The sequence below is a fragment of the Vibrio sp. E150_011 genome, from assembly GCF_053544015.1.
In genome coordinates, this window is the sequence record NZ_JBHFOL010000002.1 from 57,089 (window position 1) to 75,415 (window position 18,327).

15 protein-coding genes are annotated in these 18,327 nt (G+C 45.5%); 4 read left to right on the plus strand and 11 right to left on the minus strand.

From position 1 onward, the window contains the following. Position 1: 1 nt before the first annotated feature. On the minus strand, positions 2 to 991 hold the full coding sequence (locus tag ACE1OE_RS03450) for a LacI family DNA-binding transcriptional regulator (RefSeq protein WP_449210148.1): 990 nt from the start codon (positions 989 to 991) through the stop codon (positions 2 to 4). A gap of 789 nt (positions 992 to 1,780) precedes the next feature. Between ACE1OE_RS03450 and ACE1OE_RS03455 the strand changes: the two genes are divergently transcribed. Next, on the plus strand, positions 1,781 to 3,349 hold the full coding sequence (locus ACE1OE_RS03455) for a polysaccharide lyase family 7 protein (protein WP_449210149.1): 1,569 nt from the start codon (positions 1,781 to 1,783) through the stop codon (positions 3,347 to 3,349). A 308-nt stretch (positions 3,350 to 3,657) separates the two neighbouring features. Here ACE1OE_RS03455 and katG read toward each other — a convergent pair whose 3' ends face one another. Both katG and ACE1OE_RS03465 read right to left on the minus strand, forming a co-directional pair. Continuing rightward, on the minus strand, positions 3,658 to 5,832 hold the full coding sequence (gene katG / locus ACE1OE_RS03460; protein WP_449210150.1) for a catalase/peroxidase HPI: 2,175 nt from the start codon (positions 5,830 to 5,832) through the stop codon (positions 3,658 to 3,660). 352 nt (positions 5,833 to 6,184) lie between these two features. Next, a complete protein-coding gene (locus ACE1OE_RS03465; protein ID WP_102471844.1) occupies positions 6,185 to 7,066 on the minus strand; it encodes a LysR family transcriptional regulator in 882 nt (293 codons plus the stop codon). A 188-nt stretch (positions 7,067 to 7,254) separates the two neighbouring features. Here ACE1OE_RS03465 and ACE1OE_RS03470 point away from each other — a divergent pair, with 188 nt between their 5' ends. Then, on the plus strand, positions 7,255 to 8,445 hold the full coding sequence (locus ACE1OE_RS03470) for an MFS transporter (RefSeq protein WP_102471843.1): 1,191 nt from the start codon (positions 7,255 to 7,257) through the stop codon (positions 8,443 to 8,445). A 106-nt stretch (positions 8,446 to 8,551) separates the two neighbouring features. On the opposite strand, the gene ACE1OE_RS03475 is transcribed toward ACE1OE_RS03470, so the two are convergent. Genes ACE1OE_RS03475 through ACE1OE_RS03485 form a run of 3 tightly spaced genes read right to left on the minus strand, consistent with a single transcriptional unit; the run spans position 8,552 to position 12,910 of the window. Next, positions 8,552 to 9,655, minus strand: a complete 1,104-nt coding sequence (locus ACE1OE_RS03475; RefSeq protein ID WP_449210151.1) for a lipocalin-like domain-containing protein — start codon at positions 9,653 to 9,655, stop codon at positions 8,552 to 8,554. Beyond that, positions 9,655 to 12,150, minus strand: a complete 2,496-nt coding sequence (locus ACE1OE_RS03480; RefSeq protein ID WP_449210152.1) for an FtsX-like permease family protein — start codon at positions 12,148 to 12,150, stop codon at positions 9,655 to 9,657. Before ACE1OE_RS03480 ends, ACE1OE_RS03475 begins: the two co-directional genes overlap by 1 nt. Further along, on the minus strand, positions 12,137 to 12,910 hold the full coding sequence (locus tag ACE1OE_RS03485; RefSeq protein WP_449210153.1) for an ABC transporter ATP-binding protein: 774 nt from the start codon (positions 12,908 to 12,910) through the stop codon (positions 12,137 to 12,139). Before ACE1OE_RS03485 ends, ACE1OE_RS03480 begins: the two co-directional genes overlap by 14 nt. A 244-nt stretch (positions 12,911 to 13,154) precedes the next feature. Here ACE1OE_RS03485 and ACE1OE_RS03490 point away from each other — a divergent pair, with 244 nt between their 5' ends. Both ACE1OE_RS03490 and ACE1OE_RS03495 read left to right on the plus strand, forming a co-directional pair. Continuing rightward, positions 13,155 to 13,340 (plus strand): hypothetical protein, encoded by a 186-nt coding sequence (locus tag ACE1OE_RS03490; RefSeq protein ID WP_449210154.1) that lies wholly within the window; start codon positions 13,155 to 13,157, stop codon positions 13,338 to 13,340. 14 nt (positions 13,341 to 13,354) lie between these two features. Next, positions 13,355 to 13,693 carry a DUF1971 domain-containing protein gene (locus ACE1OE_RS03495; RefSeq protein ID WP_102471840.1) on the plus strand — a complete coding sequence of 113 codons (339 nt, stop codon included), beginning with the start codon at positions 13,355 to 13,357 and terminating at the stop codon, positions 13,691 to 13,693. 15 nt (positions 13,694 to 13,708) lie between these two features. On the opposite strand, the gene ACE1OE_RS03500 is transcribed toward ACE1OE_RS03495, so the two are convergent. The 5 genes from ACE1OE_RS03500 to ACE1OE_RS03520 all read right to left on the minus strand — a co-directional run bounded on the left by ACE1OE_RS03500 (position 13,709) and on the right by ACE1OE_RS03520 (position 18,321). After that, on the minus strand, positions 13,709 to 14,920 hold the full coding sequence (locus tag ACE1OE_RS03500) for a B12-binding domain-containing radical SAM protein (protein ID WP_449210155.1): 1,212 nt from the start codon (positions 14,918 to 14,920) through the stop codon (positions 13,709 to 13,711). Positions 14,921 to 15,213: 293 nt separating this feature from the next. Beyond that, positions 15,214 to 15,366 carry a hypothetical protein gene (locus ACE1OE_RS03505; RefSeq protein WP_449210156.1) on the minus strand — a complete coding sequence of 51 codons (153 nt, stop codon included), beginning with the start codon at positions 15,364 to 15,366 and terminating at the stop codon, positions 15,214 to 15,216. Positions 15,367 to 15,446: 80 nt separating this feature from the next. Beyond that, on the minus strand, positions 15,447 to 16,754 hold the full coding sequence (locus tag ACE1OE_RS03510) for a sensor histidine kinase (protein WP_449210157.1): 1,308 nt from the start codon (positions 16,752 to 16,754) through the stop codon (positions 15,447 to 15,449). Beyond that, positions 16,754 to 17,428 (minus strand): response regulator transcription factor, encoded by a 675-nt coding sequence (locus ACE1OE_RS03515; RefSeq protein ID WP_449210158.1) that lies wholly within the window; start codon positions 17,426 to 17,428, stop codon positions 16,754 to 16,756. The genes ACE1OE_RS03510 and ACE1OE_RS03515 overlap by 1 nt, the downstream gene beginning before the upstream one ends. Then, positions 17,425 to 18,321, minus strand: a complete 897-nt coding sequence (locus tag ACE1OE_RS03520; protein WP_449210159.1) for a sterol desaturase family protein — start codon at positions 18,319 to 18,321, stop codon at positions 17,425 to 17,427. The genes ACE1OE_RS03515 and ACE1OE_RS03520 overlap by 4 nt, the downstream gene beginning before the upstream one ends. Positions 18,322 to 18,327 lie beyond the last annotated feature (6 nt).

Genomic DNA, 18,327 nt, shown 5'->3' on the forward strand with positions numbered 1-18,327 from the left:
ATTAGTGCTTGGTCGTGTTACGTAAAATGGGTTGAACTGAGTAGACCCATTCGTTTTCTAAGGCGGCAGGTTCGGCCTGAAGACGTTCAATAATATGTTCACAAATGGCTTCAACAGGTTGAGAGAAAGTCGTCAATTGGTAGCTGTCCCAGCTTGCTTGTTCAATATTGTCAAAGCCTACGACAATCGTGTCTTTTGGTACACAAACTGATTGCTTGCGAAGTCCATCTAAAAATCCACACGCCAATAGGTCAGTGACACAGAAAACACCATCTATGTCCTTAGTGTATTCTAAAGACATTTGGTCTCCAGAATTGTAAGAGGTATCGCCAAAGCGCACGACCTTTGTGCTGAGCCCTTTTTCTTTCGCTACTTTCAAGACCGCTTCTTGACGCACCCTTAAGCTTGAAGAAGACACATCAGAATTAATAATAAGTAGGCGCTTACAATTTTGAGAGGTAAACAACTCAACGACTTGTTGCGCAGCTTGTATCGCATCGTATCGAATCAATTCTGCGGATGGGTTTTGGTAATCTCGGTTCACCATTAAGACTCTTTGACCATTGGCGATACACTGTTCAATCAACCCATTATCCGGTTGTCCAGACAAAATAATCGACGCTTCAGCGCGAAAGTTTAGAGTTTGTGTCAATGCATGCGACACAAGCTCTTTGTCACCTTTGGTGTTGATGACCATTGCCACCTTATTGATTTGTTGCAATTGACGCGTCAGGTTTTCGATAAAGCGAGATTGAAAAGGCGTGCTGATATCGGTAGTGATTAAGCAAATGATGTTGCTTGAGTTGTGCAGCCCGCGAGCGAGATGGTTGACATGATAACCAAGCTGCTCAGCTGCAATAAGGACTTTATTTCTCGTTTTGGGAGAGACACTTGCGCCGTCTGTAAATGTTCGTGATACAGCGGAGCGAGAAACACCCGCGAGATCGGCGACTTGCTGGGCACTGACAAAGCGATTCTTGGGGGTAGGCATGATGATAGAATATACCGACGTTGTGCTCTATTTGAAGGTGGCCATTTTACTCTAATAGCTGCGTTTTTTATACCTATCACTAGGCTTAATTATTGTTGAATATTAATGTATTTAGTCTATATGCCCTCGGTATCGCTTTGGCGAAAAACTTGAAGCCAGTCCCTCAGAGCTTCTAGATACGAATGTCGAGCCTGTATCTGAATCAGTTTCGAATAGGCCGAGATGAAATGGCATAAAGAATGCGAAGGATGAATCTACCGCAAACCTCAATGAGAGGTGAATTCTACGAACAAAAACTCAAGCACTGAGTTAGGAGGTATATTGAACTGGAAAATATCTTAGTCAGCGATATAAAGGAAAAGTGCGCTAAAAATGTTAGCGAGAGAGCATTAGCGGTGTGGCTATTCACCTCCTAAGAACTCGACTAACACGACTTTTTCAATAAACGATTGGCTTCTTTGGGGCAGAAGAAACGCACAATTTATTGATTAGCATTTTGGTTGAATGATATTTCGTTTTTTATCAACTGGTTAGGGTTTTCCTTGTCTTGATTTTTAATTTAACTATTTTTTGTTTTATCAATAAAAAATGTGATCGAGTTAAAGTATGGGCAAAGCAGAAAGTGTCGCCAGTCTCATTTATTCAATTAAATGTTTTATTTGTATTATTACATTATGTAATATTTTGCATTATCGCAGACACTCGAAGATGAAGTACCAAACAACGCCTGTTTGCGGACTTTGCTTTCACTTACAAACGCTGTCTTTGTAATATAATAATGGATTTAATATGAAACGAACTATTGTAAAAACCTTGATTGCCTCTTCTGTATTACTTGCCGTTGGTTGTGCGAGTACCAGCACACCTACCTCTGAATTTCCGAATAACAAAGAAACGGGTGTAGCCCTTCTGACGCCTGTTGCTCTAACAGCAAGCAGCCATGACGGCAACGGTCCAGATCGTCTGTTTGACCAAGATCTAACAACACGTTGGTCATCAGCGGGTGACGGCGAGTGGGCAATGTTGGACTATGGTTCAGTGCAAGAGTTTGACGCGGTTCAGGCAGCATTCAGTAAAGGTAATGAGCGTCAGTCTATATTCGATATTCAAGTCAGTGTTGATGGCGAAAACTGGACAACAGTACTTGAGAATCAAATGAGCTCAGGTAAAGCGATCGGTCTAGAGCGTTTCCAGTTTGAGCCTGCGGTTAAAGCACGTTACGTGCGATACGTTGGTCACGGCAATACCAAAAGTGGTTGGAATAGTTTGACTGAATTAGCGGCGGTTAACTGTAACGTTAACGCTTGTCCTGCTAGCCATATCATTACTCCGGCAGTCGTCGCGGCTGAAGCAGTAATGATCGCAGATATGAAAGCGGCAGAAAAAGCACACAAGGCTGCACGTAAAGATCTTCGTACTGGTAACTTCGGCGTAGCCGCCGTTTACCCTTGTGATACGACAGTTAAATGTGACACACGCAGTGCGCTACCAGTACCAACAGGTTTACCAGCAACACCGGTAGCAGGTAATGCACCTAGCGAAAACTTTGATATGACTCACTGGTACCTATCTCAACCATTTGACCATGACAAAAATGGCAAGCCTGATGATGTGTCTGAGTGGAACCTTGCAAACGGTTACCAACATCCAGAAATCTTCTACACTGCTGACGATGGTGGTTTAGTCTTCAAGGCTTATGTGAAAGGTGTGCGTACATCTAAAAACACTAAGTACGCGCGTACCGAGCTTCGTGAAATGATGCGTCGTGGCGACCAGTCTATTAGCACTAAAGGTGTAAACAAGAACAACTGGGTATTCTCAAGCGCACCTAAAGCTGATTTAGAAGCGGCGGCTGGCATTGATGGCGTTTTAGAAGCAACATTGAAAATCGACCACGCAACAACAACAGGTAACGCGAATGAAGTAGGTCGCTTTATCATCGGTCAGATTCACGACCAAAACGATGAGCCAATTCGTTTGTACTACCGTAAGCTGCCAAACCAAGCAACAGGTGCGGTTTACTTTGCACACGAAAGCCAAGACGCAACAAAAGAGGATTTCTATCCTCTAGTGGGCGACATGACTGCTGAAGTGGGTGACGATGGTATCGCGCTTGGTGAAGTGTTCAGCTACCGCATTGCCGTTAAAGGCAACACGATGACGGTTACTCTAATGCGTGAAGGCAAAGACGACATTGTACAAGTCGTTGATATGAGCGAAAGCGGCTACGATGCAGGCGGCAAGTACATGTACTTCAAAGCCGGTGTTTATAACCAAAACATCAGCGGTGATCTAGACGACTACTCACAAGCGACGTTCTACCAGCTAGACGTGTCTCACGATCAATACAAAGATTAATCTTATCTTGTAAAAACACAGCCTCCCGCTCATTGAGCAGGAGGCTTTTTTTTTGCTTGTTGCTGATTGCTTGGTTGATGGCTTACGCACCGATAACGAGTCTGAGCTGTCAGAAGCCATCCGTTTAGACGTGTGACATGGATGCTTCGCAATGGGTACGCCATTGTTAACGTTAGTACACAAATAAAAATCCCCATCAACGTTGTTGACGGGGATTATTTGCTAACGACTAGATCGTGCAAGCGGTCTTAAATTATCGGAACTACCGTCCTAATAATGACTTTTTGATTATCTTTAGCGCTTCGCTTTTAAACTAAATCAAACCTGTCAGCGTTCATGACTTTCACCCATGCTGCAACAAAGTCTTTGATGAACTTTTCTTGGTTATCATCTTGAGCGTACACCTCTGCGTAAGAACGTAAAATGGAGTTCGAACCAAACACGAGGTCAACGCGAGTAGCCGTCCATTTTGTTTCTCCACTAGCACGGTCATCAATGTGATACAGATTGCGGCCTTTCGGCACCCAGGTGTATCTCATATCTGTCAGATTAACGAAGAAATCATTCGTCAATGCACCCACTCTGTCAGTGAACACACCGTGACCTGTACTAGCGTGGTTTGTGCCTATCATGCGCATACCCCCAACAAGTACCGTCATCTCAGCGGCGGTGAGCCCCATCAATTGTGCTCTATCTAAGAGCAGTTCTTCAGGACTTACCACATAGTTTTTCTTCTGCCAGTTACGGAAGCCATCCGCCAACGGTTCTAGCACATCAAATGATGCCGCATCTGTGGCATCGGCTGTGGCATCACCGCGTCCTGACGCGAATGGAACGGCCACGTCAAAGCCAGCGGTTTTGATTGCCTTTTCAACCCCAACATTGCCCGCTAAAACGATGACATCAGCGATACTGATATCGAACTGCTGACTAATGGTTTCTAAAACAGATAACACTTTCGCTAGACGCTCAGGCTCGTTACCTTCCCATTGATTTTGAGGGGCAAGTCGAATGCGAGCGCCGTTTGCACCGCCGCGATTGTCGGAGCCACGAAACGTACGTGCGCTGTCCCAAGCGGTATTGACTAGTTCACTTACTGTTAGATCCGTCGCTTCGATAGCCGCTTTAGCCGCGCTTACGTCCTGGTTTAACTTCCCAGCTGGGACTGGGTCTTGCCAAATTAACGCTTCAGTCGGTGCATCTGGGCCAACATAGCGAGATTTTGGTCCGAGATCTCTGTGGGTCAATTTAAACCAAGCACGAGCAAATACATCCGAGAAATAGGCAGGATCGTTATGGAATTTCTCTGAGATTTTGCGATAGGTAGGGTCGATTTTCAGAGCCATATCGGCATCTGTCATCATTGGGTTATAGCGAATCGATGGGTCTTCTACATCGACAGGTTTATCTTCTTCAGCAATGTCGACAGGTTCCCATTGCCAAGCACCCGCAGGGCTTTTCGTTAATACCCAATCGTATTTAAATAGTAATTTAAAGAATCCGTTATCCCATTGCGTTGGATTGGTCGTCCAAGCACCCTCAATACCACTCGATACGGTATCGCGGCCAATGCCTCTCGAGTTGTTGTTCATCCAACCCATGCCTTGCTCTTCAAGGTTGGCACCTTCTGGATCGGCACCTAATTGGCTTGCGTCACCATTACCGTGTGCTTTACCAACCGTATGCCCACCTGCGGTTAAGGCAACCGTTTCTTCGTCATCCATTGCCATACGAGCAAATGTCACGCGCATATCTTGGGCTGTTTTCAACGGATCAGGATGACCATCGACACCTTCAGGGTTAACATAGATTAGCCCCATCATGACCGCTGCCAGTGGGTTTTCTAGGTCTCGTTCACCAGAATAACGGCTATTTTCTCCACCGCTTGGTGCTAACCATTCTGTTTCTGAACCCCAGTAAATATCTTTTTCTGGGTGCCAAATATCTTCTCGACCAAATGCAAAGCCGAACGTTTTCAGCCCCATCGATTCATAAGCCATGTTGCCAGCCAATATCATGAGATCAGCCCAGCTAATTTTGTTGCCATATTTACGCTTTACTGGCCAAAGGATACGACGCGCTTTGTCTAAGTTGACATTGTCAGGCCAGGAGTTAAGAGGAGCAAAGCGTTGACTACCCGTCGAAGCCCCACCGCGACCATCGGCGATACGATAAGTCCCCGCCGAATGCCATGCCATTCGAATCATTAATCCGCCATAGTGACCCCAGTCAGCCGGCCACCATTCTTGGCTGTCGGTCATTAACGCTTTGAGGTCTTGTTTTAAAGCGTCGACATCGAGGGTTTTCAGTTCATCGCGATAATTGAAGTCAGGCCCCATTGGATTTGTCTTACTATCGTGTTGATGCAAAATATCGAGATTTAACGCTTTAGGCCACCAAGCGACATTAGAGTTGGAAGAGTCGGTCACTCCGCCATGCATAATAGGGCACTTTCCAGCACCATGAGTAGATTGGTCTTTCATGACTTGCTCCATTCCGTGTCAGCAATGTGTTTCACAATTGAAACCACATTACGATGAATAATTAACCAACTTCGATCTGCTCCAATTCTGCTTACTTGAGACAACACGAGCAAATTCATAAGTGATGAAATGAAACAATAGGTGATATTAAGCGAGATTACTCGACGATATGGTCTATTAATAAAATAGAGAAAAGCCATTGATTTAACTATCTGAAATTAAGGGGTTTAAAATTAGTAGAAAGTAGAAAGTAGAAAGTAGAAAGTAGAAAGTAGAAAGTAGAAAGTAGAAAGTAGAAGTAGAAAAAGGCTCAGCGCGGATGAGCAGGGTCTAAATACCCTATGCCGCTCATCTAAAGATCTAATTTTGGTTGGATAAAGTCGATAAACGCTGAAATACGTTTGGCAACAGACGATGATTTGTAGAACACGGCATTGATCTGCTCTCTGCCAGTGCTTGGCAATTTATCACTCTCTAACAGCGGAACTAAACGGCCTTCGTCAATATCTTTTTTGACCATAAAACCAGATAAACAAGCGATACCATTTCCGGTCAACGCGAGCTGTCTAACCGTTTCACCATTACTCGATGTGAGAGTCGGGCTTAAAGACTCAAAACCTTTCAAGGGCCAGTGATTGAGGATCTTAGGGCCTGTAAATCCTATCGTATCATGTGAAACAAGATCACGTGGCCTTTGCGGAAATCCACGTTTTGATAAATATTCTGGAGCGGCCACGATGTACAACAAGCTTCGACCTAACGGCCTTGCGTGAAGTGTTGAATCCGTTAACTGGCCAATTCGAATGGCCAAATCCGTTTTCTTTTCCAGTAAATCAACAAAGCCTTCGTTTGAAGTCAGTTCTAATTCGATATTTGGGTATTCTTGACTAAATGCTTGAACAAGAGGGATAAGTTGATGGAACACAAATGGGCTCGCCGCATCCACACGTAAACGTCCTGAGGGTAACTCGCCTCTCGTGATGATGTCTTCTTCTGCGAGTTGGATCTGGGCTAACCCAACACGAACCGACTCGATAAATTGACGCCCTTCATCCGTCAACTCAACTCGTCGCGTAGTGCGGTTAAGTATCGATACACCCAGTTGTTTTTCTACCTTGCTCACCGCTCTTGATACACGAGCGACTTGAATATCTAGTGCCTCTGCTGCTGCTGTAAAACCGCCGCTATCGACTACCGTCAATAATATCTCCAGATCGTCAGAACGCGTCCGCATGTCACTTCCTCATATTTCAATAGAGTCATTTATTGCATTTATAACAAATATTATTTGCTAAAACCTCTATTTTTCTCAATTAACCATCCAAGCATAATGCTGCCATCGAAGCAGAGCGGGGCATTAAGGCGCTGTCATCACACCTTATGCCCGCCATCTATCACGAAACAAACATAAGCGAGTACATTATGCCCTTAGCACTTCTTGCACTGACGCTCAGCGCCTTTGCGATCGGAACCACAGAGTTTGTTATTGTTGGGTTACTGCCAACAATGGCAAATGATTTAAGTGTCTCTTTACCATCAGCCGGACTTTTAGTTAGCCTTTACGCCCTTGGTGTTGCTATTGGCGCTCCTGTTTTAACGGCGCTGACCGGTAATTGGAATCGCAAACACGTACTACTCACCGTTATGACTCTCTTTGTTGCCGGTAACGTACTGGCTTGGCAAGCCCCAGGGTACAACACATTGGTGCTTGCCCGTATATTGACCGGTCTCGCGCATGGCGTGTTCTTCTCCATTGGTTCGACCATTGCCACAGGGTTAGTTTCTAAAGAAAAGGCAGCCAGTGCCATTGCCATTATGTTTACGGGTTTAACGGTAGCACTCGTTACTGGTGTTCCACTGGGTACTTATATCGGCCAAGCTTTTGGTTGGCAGTCCACGTTTCTTATCGTTGCCGTTTTGGGGTTAATCGCATTAATTGGTAGTGCTTTCTTAGTGCCAAGCAACCTTAAGCAACCACCTGCGGCAAAGCTATCTTCACAACTGAAAGTACTCACTCAGCCACGATTACTTTTAGTCTATGCCATCACAGCGTTAGGTTACGGCGGTACGTTTACCGCATTTACCTTCCTTGCTCCGATTTTAGAACAGGTGTCAGGATTCAACTCGAGTGCTATCAGTTTAATCATGTTGGTGTACGGTGTTTCTGTCGCGGTTGGTAACATCTGGGGCGGAAAAATGGCCGATAAGATGGGGCCCATCAAAGCGCTGACCGTTATATTTTCAGGTTTAGCGGCTATCTTAGTCTTGTTTAATTTTACGGCCGTGCACCCTATAGCGGCAGTGGCAACCATCTTGGTTTGGGGGGCCTTTGCCTTTGGTAATGTCCCTGGGTTGCAAGTTTATGTTGTTAATTTGGCAGAGAAATACACGCCAGATGCGGTCGATGTAGCGTCTGGACTTAACATCGCCGCTTTTAATGTAGGCATAGCGCTAGGCTCTTGGGGCGGTGGCTTGATCGTGACGAAAGCGGGATTGATGCACACCCCATGGGTAGGGGCCGTCATTGTTCTCATTGCGTTGGCACTAACCCGTTATAGTGGCAAATTGGATACTCGTAATGAAACCAAAAATGAAGTGCTTGAGGCTGCGTAAATAACCCCCCGCAATGTTGGCCAATGTTGTTTCAGTGGCCAACATAATCGCGTTCATTATATCAATCTATATCGGTATGTTTTCGTTACCATAGACCACCATCTGATTAGTAACCCGTCAGCTCCATATAGCCAGAGCCGGAATGGGATCCTTCAATTGTGATAGGGCCTTCCCAATACGGCACAGACAGTGGCATTTTGGCGTTTGGATTAAGCGCTGAAACGGTCAGCTCGATCTGTTGCGATGGAATAGAAACTTGCCACTTGGTTGGATAATCACGCCCGTCGATTTCTGTTTGCTTGAGGGCGATTAAACGGATGTCTTGTTGGTCGATAGTGATACCAGAGCCATCTTGCTGCATTAACTTCGCGTGGGAATAACTTGTTTCCCCAGTGGTTGAATGTCGAAGCTGAAACACGACTAAGCTGGTGGTATCACTCAACCTTAGCGCAAACCAATCCCAGCCTTGTTGTGAGTCGAGCAAGAACTGCGAACTCCACTCTCTGTCTATCCAACCTTTGCCTGATACATGATGGGTTTTTCCATCAATCGTGACCTCGCCTGAGACATTAATGAACGGCTGACTGTAGTAATACGAGGCAACCCGACCATCGAGACTCTTGGTGCTGTAGCCTTGATCGCCTTGTTGTTGGTAGGGTGCAGCAGAGGTTAGCTTGAGTGAGTAACCAAATTGATCTGATTTTGCATTCAATGTGGCTGGGAAGAGGTCATCGGTAGAAGATGCCCAGTGCCAATCATCGAGATAAACACGAAATGGTGACGCGTCCACACCAGCAAACTCAGCTTGCCCACGAGACCACTTTTCATCGGCATAGTGTGTGTCCTTCGTTGTGACGGCGCTATGTGCCATGTAGATTTGTTGGCTGTACCAGGCGGTTTTATTGGTGTCACTATTATGTGGTGCCGCCGCGAAACGAAATTGTGTCCATTGCACTCCTAAAGCGCGGCCGTTTTCGTCGGTTAAGTTTGCGGTTAAGTACCACCACTCGTGCCGAAAATTAGGGTGCGCTTGATGGTCGGAAGGGAAGGTGATATCGATGCCTTTTACCACTTCAGTAAATGGCGAGTTGTCGGCTTGTGTTGCATTTTCGCCGAGAATAGCACCCATATTTTGTGGTTGCGACTCTTCACAGCCTATGAGGGATAAGGTGCTAAGAGTAAATGCGAAAATTCTAGTGAGTCGATTCATCACAACACCTCACTTTGCAAACTGGAGACCACGGGCTTGTTCACCAAGCGCCATAGTGGAATTAAGGTTGCTATCACTGCGACTAGAATGGTGATGGCTGCGATAACCAATGCATCCCCCCAGTTCCATACGTAATTTAAGCTCCAACCAAAGGCGCGCAGGGTAACCATGTCTGTCAGGACATAGCCGACGATGGCGCCGAGCGGCAAGGCGATAACCAATGTGAAACAAACGAGTGCAACGATTTGCCCCACGACCATAGCCATCAATCTTTGACGACTGACACCAAGCGCGTAAAGCCTTGCTATGGCAGCTTTGCGTGCTTCGAGCAACATAAAACAAGCACAAAACAACCCCACAACGGCCACCATTAAGGTGACGCCATTGAGTGCCCGCGTAATGGCAAAAGTTTGCGAGAAAATATCTAACGCAATGGACTTGATTTGTGTTTGATCGTAAAGCTGGCTGGGGTGCAAATTCAGTTGCTGGCGCAGTTGCCCGTATACCACTTGTGGGTCGCCAGCGACTTTAATACCAAGGCTTGTCGGTAAGTCAGTAAAACCGCTCTCAAGCCATAGGTTAGGCGCAAGTAAGACTTCACCATTTGGGGAGCCGTAATCATGAAAAATAGCACCAACCTTTAGTGTTTTGTCTTGGATCGCGTCTAGTGTGAGTGTGCTATCGAGTAATAAGCCGAGCTTCACCGCTGTGGGTTCGCTGATCGCGACCAGCTCACCTTGGTAAAAGCGCGGCCAAAAGTTATCCAGCTGCGACTTGAACACCATGGTTTGCTCTAGCGTGTCTTGGTCTTTCGTACTGAGTAAAATAGGCAAACCTTGCAGGTTGTCGTCGACGTAATATTGCTTGTAGATGGTTTCAACGTTATCGAACTGTTCTAGCGCATGTTCCACGTTCGCGATTTCGCCTTGGGCGGGGCTGACGTAAATGTCAGCATGTAAGCGCTGTTCAAGCCACTGCTTTAGAGTGAATTCAAAGCTGCCAACCAAGGTATTCATCCCTATGTTGGCCGTCACGGCAAGAAGCAATGCCATCATGGCAAGAGAGAGAGGAGCAATGAGCTCCCGCAGCTCGGCAAACAGATATTGCATCAAACCCGACTTGGTGCGCTTCTCGCTCCAATGGGCTAATACACTGAGTGTTTTGGGCAGATACAAAGGAATCGATATGACTAGCACACCGAGCCATGCCATGGTGAAGCGATGATGTTCGCTCAACCATAACCCTGCTAACGCAAGCGAGGTTAGGACGATACCGATAACGAATAACTGGTTTTCGTTTGATGTGTCTGGTGCTTGGTAAAAACCACCATGAGACGCGAGTGGTTGGCGTACCCGCTGCTTAAAGTGCTGCCAGCAAGCGACAAGCGTTGCAGCCAGCGTGAGTAATAAGGCTTGTATCAACCATGACCATTGCCAAGTGCCGGGAAGCAGCGTGGCACCGTAAAGCTGTTCAAGGGTTATCGCCACGGTGGGGTGCAGCCAATGGCTTAACTGAATGCCCATAATGAAACCAAGCGAAGCGCCAAATATGACCAGAATAGTAAGCTCGATCAACAGGGCTGAAAAAACGATCCTCGGCGCAATACCGGCTTGCTGAATTTGCACTAACAGCCGGTTGCGTTTGAGCAAACTGTATTTCACCCCGTTGTAAGCGATGAACAAGCCCACTAAAAAAGCCAATAAACTCATCGCGGTTAAGTTAAGGTGAAAACTATCGGTAATAGAGCCGAGATCGGTGCTTTGGTTATTGGTTATCCATTGTCCTTGTTTGCCTACTAGGTTTTGCCATTGTTGTTGTGGGTCGTTGTTTGTATCAAAAACCGCGATATAACTAAGCTGCCCTTGCTTGCCCAGAAGCTGCTGGGCAAAACCAATGTCCATTAACATTCGACTCCCCAATTGCCACTCATCGGGCAATACCACGACCTTGGTGCTGATGTCATCCAGAGTTAGCGTGCCGACTTCATTCAAGCTTTGGTGTTGTGATTGGCTCATCATAACAATAGGCTCGCCGGCTAAAAGTTGGGGCAGAGGTAAGGCGTTATTGAACAAGGATATACTTTGTTCGCTGTGTTTCTTGTCGGTCGCCGAGTCGCGAGGTCGTGAAGAGATCGCGGCGATCAGATCACTGCCTTGCACGGACCAGCGGCGACCTTGCTCATCTCTTACTCGCCCTTCAATCACCGGAAGCGCTGCGCTCAGTCCATTTTGTCTTAGGCTGAAATAGAGTGACTCTGGTAAGTGGTTCTGTCCGGCTGGTGGGATGATCATGTACTGTGCTTGTGCGCTGAGTTGCTCGGTGGATTCGGCATAGCTGCGCTTGGCATTGAGATTGATGGCTTGTACGGCGACAAATAAGGTCACGGCAAGCACGATCCCAACCAGAATCGCGGCGGCTTGCAATGGTGATTGACGGTAGTGCGCAGCAAATAAATTTAGCGCGATTTTGGTGTGGGAGCGTTTATTTGGCTTCATGGCGTTGCTCGAGGTTTTGCTGCTTGGTGTCATGATTTTGTTGTTGAGCGGCGTTCGAGCGAGCGTTATCTAAGTAAGCGTTATTTAAGCACGCGTTAGTCAAGCGGCCATTATCTAATACGAGTTGTGTCTGCATAAATTTGGCGCACTCGGCACTGTGCGTGACCAAAAGTACGGCCGTATTACCTTGCGTTGTGATTTCGCTCAGTAGTTTCATCACCTCTAATCCTGCTTTTTGGTCTAGGTTTCCTGTTGGCTCATCGGCAAGCAGTAGTTTCGGCCTGTGGGCTAATGCACGAGCGATCGCAACCCGTTGCTGCTGACCACCAGAAAGGGCAGATACATGTCGATTAAGCAATTGACTGATGCCTAACGCTTCCACCAAGTAATCACACCAATCGCTCCATTCCTGTTGGTTTAAGTGCAAGGGGAAGGCGATATTTTGCTTAACGTTGAGTGGCGTCAATAAATTGAATTGTTGGAAGATAACGCCCAGCTTTTGATAACGGAAGCGGCTCCATTGAGGATCTTTCCAGCCTGCAGAGTGATCGCCATCTAACCACAACTCACCATCTGAAAGTGGTTCAAACCCCGCGATGATATTGAGTAGCGTGCTTTTACCGCTGCCACTGGCGCCGGTCAAAGCGACACTAGCGCCTGTGGTAAGAGTGAAGTCGACACCTTCCAATACCCGATGGGTTTCCTTGCCATCAACAAAGCTTTTGCTGGCATGCTCGAGTGTGACAATTGGACTTTTCATTTCTTTTCCCTGCAATTAAAAACTGTCTTTTATTCGTCACTACCGCAATAGTAAGCCCCATAAAACTGTAGACAACAATCCGACAAAGAGAGCGATTTACATCGAATTATTAATAACTTGTACTTAGAAAGCGAAGAAATAGATTAATGGAAAGGGATAAATGGTCGGAAAACAATAAAGTGACATCGAGGTCATAACGATTATGCGGTATACAGCCAACGTCTAGCAGAATCAAAAGAGCAAAGTGAGTGTGTGTAATAACAGCAGCATGCGCTTTGTCTTCATGGTTCGCGGTTTGGTACAGACAACGAATGTACCCGTTGAGCGTAATTGTAATACCACGCTAGCGGCGGCAGCCGAAGACCTCGCTTGTGCTTACTTATTACAGGTCTATATTAATAGTAATCAATGGTCAGTTACGTATATTTAAGAAGTGAGCTATTTATGCCCGTCATCCCAACAGACTTTGTGAACTATAAATCAACGCCAGTGTTTACGCCTGATAACATCCCTAAAATGTTCCTGCATTTGCATAATACTCGTGCGGGCGTTTATGGAAAAATTAACGTGATTAGCGGTTCCTTAAAGTTTTACGGCTTTACTGAAAGGCGTGGTGAAGTGGAACAAGAAATAATCATTGAGCAAGCTGGATTCGCTATCTCGCCACCTGAGTATTGGCATAAAGTGGAATTTATGTCTGATGACACGAGTTTTAGAGTCGATTTTTACGCTCAGAAAGATTCAGACATCGTGGCTGAAAATCGATCTGAACGTAACGATTAAAACTTGTTGGTATGTTTACCCAAACCATGCTGCCATCTTTTCTTTCAAGCTGGCATTTTTACTCCAAATCCAAGCGATGCCGTCTTCAAGCTCATTCACCGTCATATGTTTAGGTTGATACACAGGATGGCTGCCATCGTATTTTGACCAGTCTGTGGTCAAAATACGCCCTTCTTGCTCAAGTTGATTAAACGTCTCTGAACCCGGGAACGGGATCATATAGTGCGGGATCACCTTATCAACCTTAATCTCTTTAACAAACGATTGGGTTTGCTCAAATATTGACGCGTCGTGTTCATCAAAACCGAACAAAAAATCTCCCCACACTTCGATGCCATGACGCTTTATTTCAGCAATGTGCTCTTTCATTTTTGATGGCTTCACAAACCCTTTTTTCTGCGCTTTCAGAGCTTCTTCTGATGGGGTTTCTATCCCTAACAGCACCGCTTTAAATCCTGCTTTCGCTGCTGCATTCAGCAACGCTTTGTCACGCGCGATTAACACGGTCGTTTCGCCATAGAAGCTCATCTTAAGTGGTTCAATCGCTTTAAACAGTGCTATCGCATAATCTCGATCGTGAGTGAGATTGTCAGAATGCAGTTCCACCCACTCCACGCCCAACGATTTTAAATGTTCTAACTCACGGACAATATTAGCAATCGGTCGTTGCTGAAATTTATCAAAGAACCTTGGTACCAAACAAAAGTTACATTTAAATGGGCAGCCTCTTGTTACCACTACCGACCAGACATAATCGTAGCGTGAAGGTTTAATGATGTCCGTTGGGTATGGATTAAGTACGCTTAGATCCACCGGCTCTGAACTTTCGTATCGTGGTTTTAATGAGCCGAGCTCTGCGTCCCCAAGCAGCTGAACCCAATAGTTTTCAACTTCACCCATGATAATACTATCAGCGTGCAACGCCGCTTCTTGTGGATTGAAATGAGTATGCAAGCCTCCTAATATCACGGTTTTACCCTTTTGCTTATACACCGAAGCCAGCTCATAAGCTCGGTAAGCATCGGGGGTCGACATAAAAATCACGACGACGTCAGCATTGATATTAACATCGGCTTGATTGCCTATGGTTTCATCCACCATATCAACGGTGTACCATTTCGGGGTTGCCGCAGCGGCAGCAAATATATTTTGTGGCGGTCCACCGGTAGAAGCTTTGTATTTAGAGTAATCGCTACCTGCGGATGCCTTAATTAAATAGATCTTCATTGCTTTCACCTGCTTATAAAGAATAGAAAAAATGGTAGATTCTGTGGTCCATGTAGAAATACAGAGCCCCCATCAAAAACCAGCTAATAATAATGGCCGTGAACAACATGGGATTTTTGCTTCGCTCTACTCGCTCCACAAAGAAGGCTTCTTTGCTTCTTAGATTCTCCCAGCCCCAGAACCAGCAAAAGACACCCCAAATAAAAAAACAATTGAATTTAAGGGCCACAAAGGCCAAAAACAGAGCAAGCAGTGTTTTCCACTTGGGAGGGTTGCAGCGCTTTTCCATCGCTCTAGCTTCTCCAACTGTTGCCAAGTAGCAGGGAAATAGCGACGGACGCGCCTAATGCGATCAGAATATTGGCAAGCGAAAAGCCCCAGATTGCAATGCATACTGCAACGGTGACAACACCCCAAAGTAAGGTTTCTAGAATCCAAGTACCCATGTAATGACTCCTCTTTATTAGCTTGGAGTCATTGTAAATTGGTCGTGGTTAACTTTTGGTTACCCTTGTTTACAAGAGAGTTAAATGGAAGGATTAGCGAGAAAATCTACCTTGGTAAGATACCGGTCTTGCTCAGATAGATGTGTGAATTGCCAGTTCTGGTGTTGGCACAATCGTTCAATAAGAATGACCCCAATACCAAATGAAACCTCTGATTCCCCTTGACCTAGACCATCTTGGGCAGATTCATCTAACGCATTGGAGATACTTATGCTACTCGGCGACACATGTATTTCAATCTCGCCTTTAGAGGCGTGTTGAAGCGCATTTCGAACTAAGTTGGAAACAATAATGTCGACTAATACGGCAGGCATTGGGTGGGAAAAAGAGGCATCATCGGCTATCAGGTTTACCTTGAGATCTTTCTCATCAGATAGGTAACGATGTTGATCTAACGCGTCTGCCGTCACCGCCTTAATATCGACTTGACTCATCTCTACATTAAGCTGCTGATTTCTGCTCATCCAAAGTAAGGATGTCACTAAGTTTTGCATGGTTACAACAGACCGTTCAATCCTTTTCACGGCGCGTTGCCCGCTATTAGGAATAGAGCTTGCGAGTCTAGTTAGCATCTCACTACTTGCAGAAATGATTGAAATCGGAGTCCTTAATTCATGGCTTGCGGCTCGCAAGAAAAACTCTTCTCGCTCTATGGCTTGTTGCTGAGACTGAACGCTTTTCACTAATTGATTCGCAAGTTGTTGCACTTCGATATAGCGAAAGTTTTGCAACGTGTCAGCCTTATTGAGCTCCAGAGTTTGCGACCACTTTGAAAGGTGCAGAATTGGCGTCGTTAATCGGTAGATTAGCAAACGAATAAGAGCAAAGATCAGTAGAAGTAGGAGACCGACCATCAAAAATGCTGAGTTTGCTTGGCTGATAGACTCTGGTGGGCTTTGTTCAAAGAGCTCGTAATACACAGCTTCATCGTATTGAGATACAACATACAAGTAGATTTGCTTGCTCGCTACGTAGTGATAGGCAGCGTAATAATATTGTCCAAACGCGCCGTCTTTGCCAGCAACATATTGCTCGTAGATCACCCCTTGTTCAAAGTTATCCCAATTAAATTGTGTAAGATAAACGGCTGGGATGTCATTGAAATCATCAAATACTTGGAATGACTGACTATGCGAGGGCTTCAATTCCCCATCGGCAAGGTAATGCTTCTCTGCCAACTTTATCTCATACAAAAAGCTGTATTTTGCCGATTCATTAAGCCCTATTTCATAACTTTGATTTATCATTAAGGCATAAACCGCCGTCAGGCTAAGCAATAAGCCAAATAGGTAAATATAAATATCTCGCTTAATGCTTACTTGCTTCATTATTGCTCTTCCCTGATCACAATACCGACTCCGTGCACCGTGTGAATAAGCTTATTGTCAAAAGAAGCATCGACAGCTTGCCTTAGTTTGAATAAGTGAACCTTTAAGCTGTCGGCACTAGGAAGCGTATCTCCCCACACTTCATCTTCTAACTTTGTTTTACTCACAACATTGGGGCTGTTTTGCATTAGGCATACCAGCATCTTCCAACATACAGGCGGCATTTTGAGTGGCTGCCCAGATCGAATGGCTTGATGCTTATCCAAATCGACCGTTAGGTCGCCAATGCTCAAACGCGTGACGACGCCTTTTGAACGTCGTGCTAGCGCTAATAAGCGAACTTTGAGCTCATCCATCGCAAACGGTTTAACCAAGTAATCATCCGAACCTGCGGCAAAGCCGGTGAGCTTGTCATCTAATGTATCCCTCGCGGTGAGCATTAAGATAGGGGTTGTTATCCCTTTGTCTCGTAGCGACTGGCAAACATCGATGCCGTCCATCTTCGGCATATTAAGATCCGTTAAAATGATGTCATAGTGATTGGTCAGCGCCAGATCACGACCCGCAAGCCCATTGTAAGCGAAGTCAAATTCAAAACCATCCAACTCCATATAATCGCTGATGGCCTCAGCGAGATCTTTATCGTCTTCGATAAGTAGGACACTAATGGTCATTCGTTGCTGTTTCCTTTTTGTTTTTGTTGCCATGCCCAAATAGGTGGCTTAACGAGCAATTGCAGTCGATAAGCCCAGTTTGGCGCGTGCCAAATTTGTTGCCCTAATTTTACGTAGCCATCGAAGTACACTTTAAATGGGTTAACCGAATTAATCCGTGGGTAAACACCATATTTTACCTTTTCATCTTCACATACAAAGGTGCCAAACATCCGATCCCAAATAATCAGTATGCCAGCGTAGTTTTTATCTAAGTATCGCTTATTGGTGGCATGATGTACTCTGTGGTGTGATGGCGTATTAAATATCGCCTCGATTGGCCGCGGAAGCTTTTTTACCATCTCGGTATGCAACAAGGTTTGGTATAGCTGAACCAGCGTCTCGCACATCAACACAACAAATGGATTAAAACCCATTAAGATCAAAGGTAAGTGGAAAAAGAACGGGAAAAACCAATCTAGCGGACCAAACCGATAGGCCACTGAGATATTAAAGTAAGGCGAACTGTGATGAACGGAGTGGGTTCCCCAAGCCAAACCATTGCTATGAAGGAACCTGTGCTCCCAATAGTAAGCAAGATCAGCCAAGATCAAACAACCGAGCACCGTCCAGCCCGTTATTGGCAGCTGGGTCAGGCTAAAGTGTTCATAGGAGTACGTAAATACGCCCACATACATCAGGCCGACTAAAAAAAGCGTAACCAGTAAAAAGCCTAGCGTGACCAAATTGGTTGCACTGTCGCCAATAAGGTTCCAATTCAGCTGTTTCTTAAACCCATAGCGTATTAGCTCGATAAGAAATATCACTGCGGCAATCAACATAAAATGATCATCTACCCACGTTTCGGTAAGGATGATGGACACTTCAGATAGCGTTTGAGACATGAAATCCATAATTTA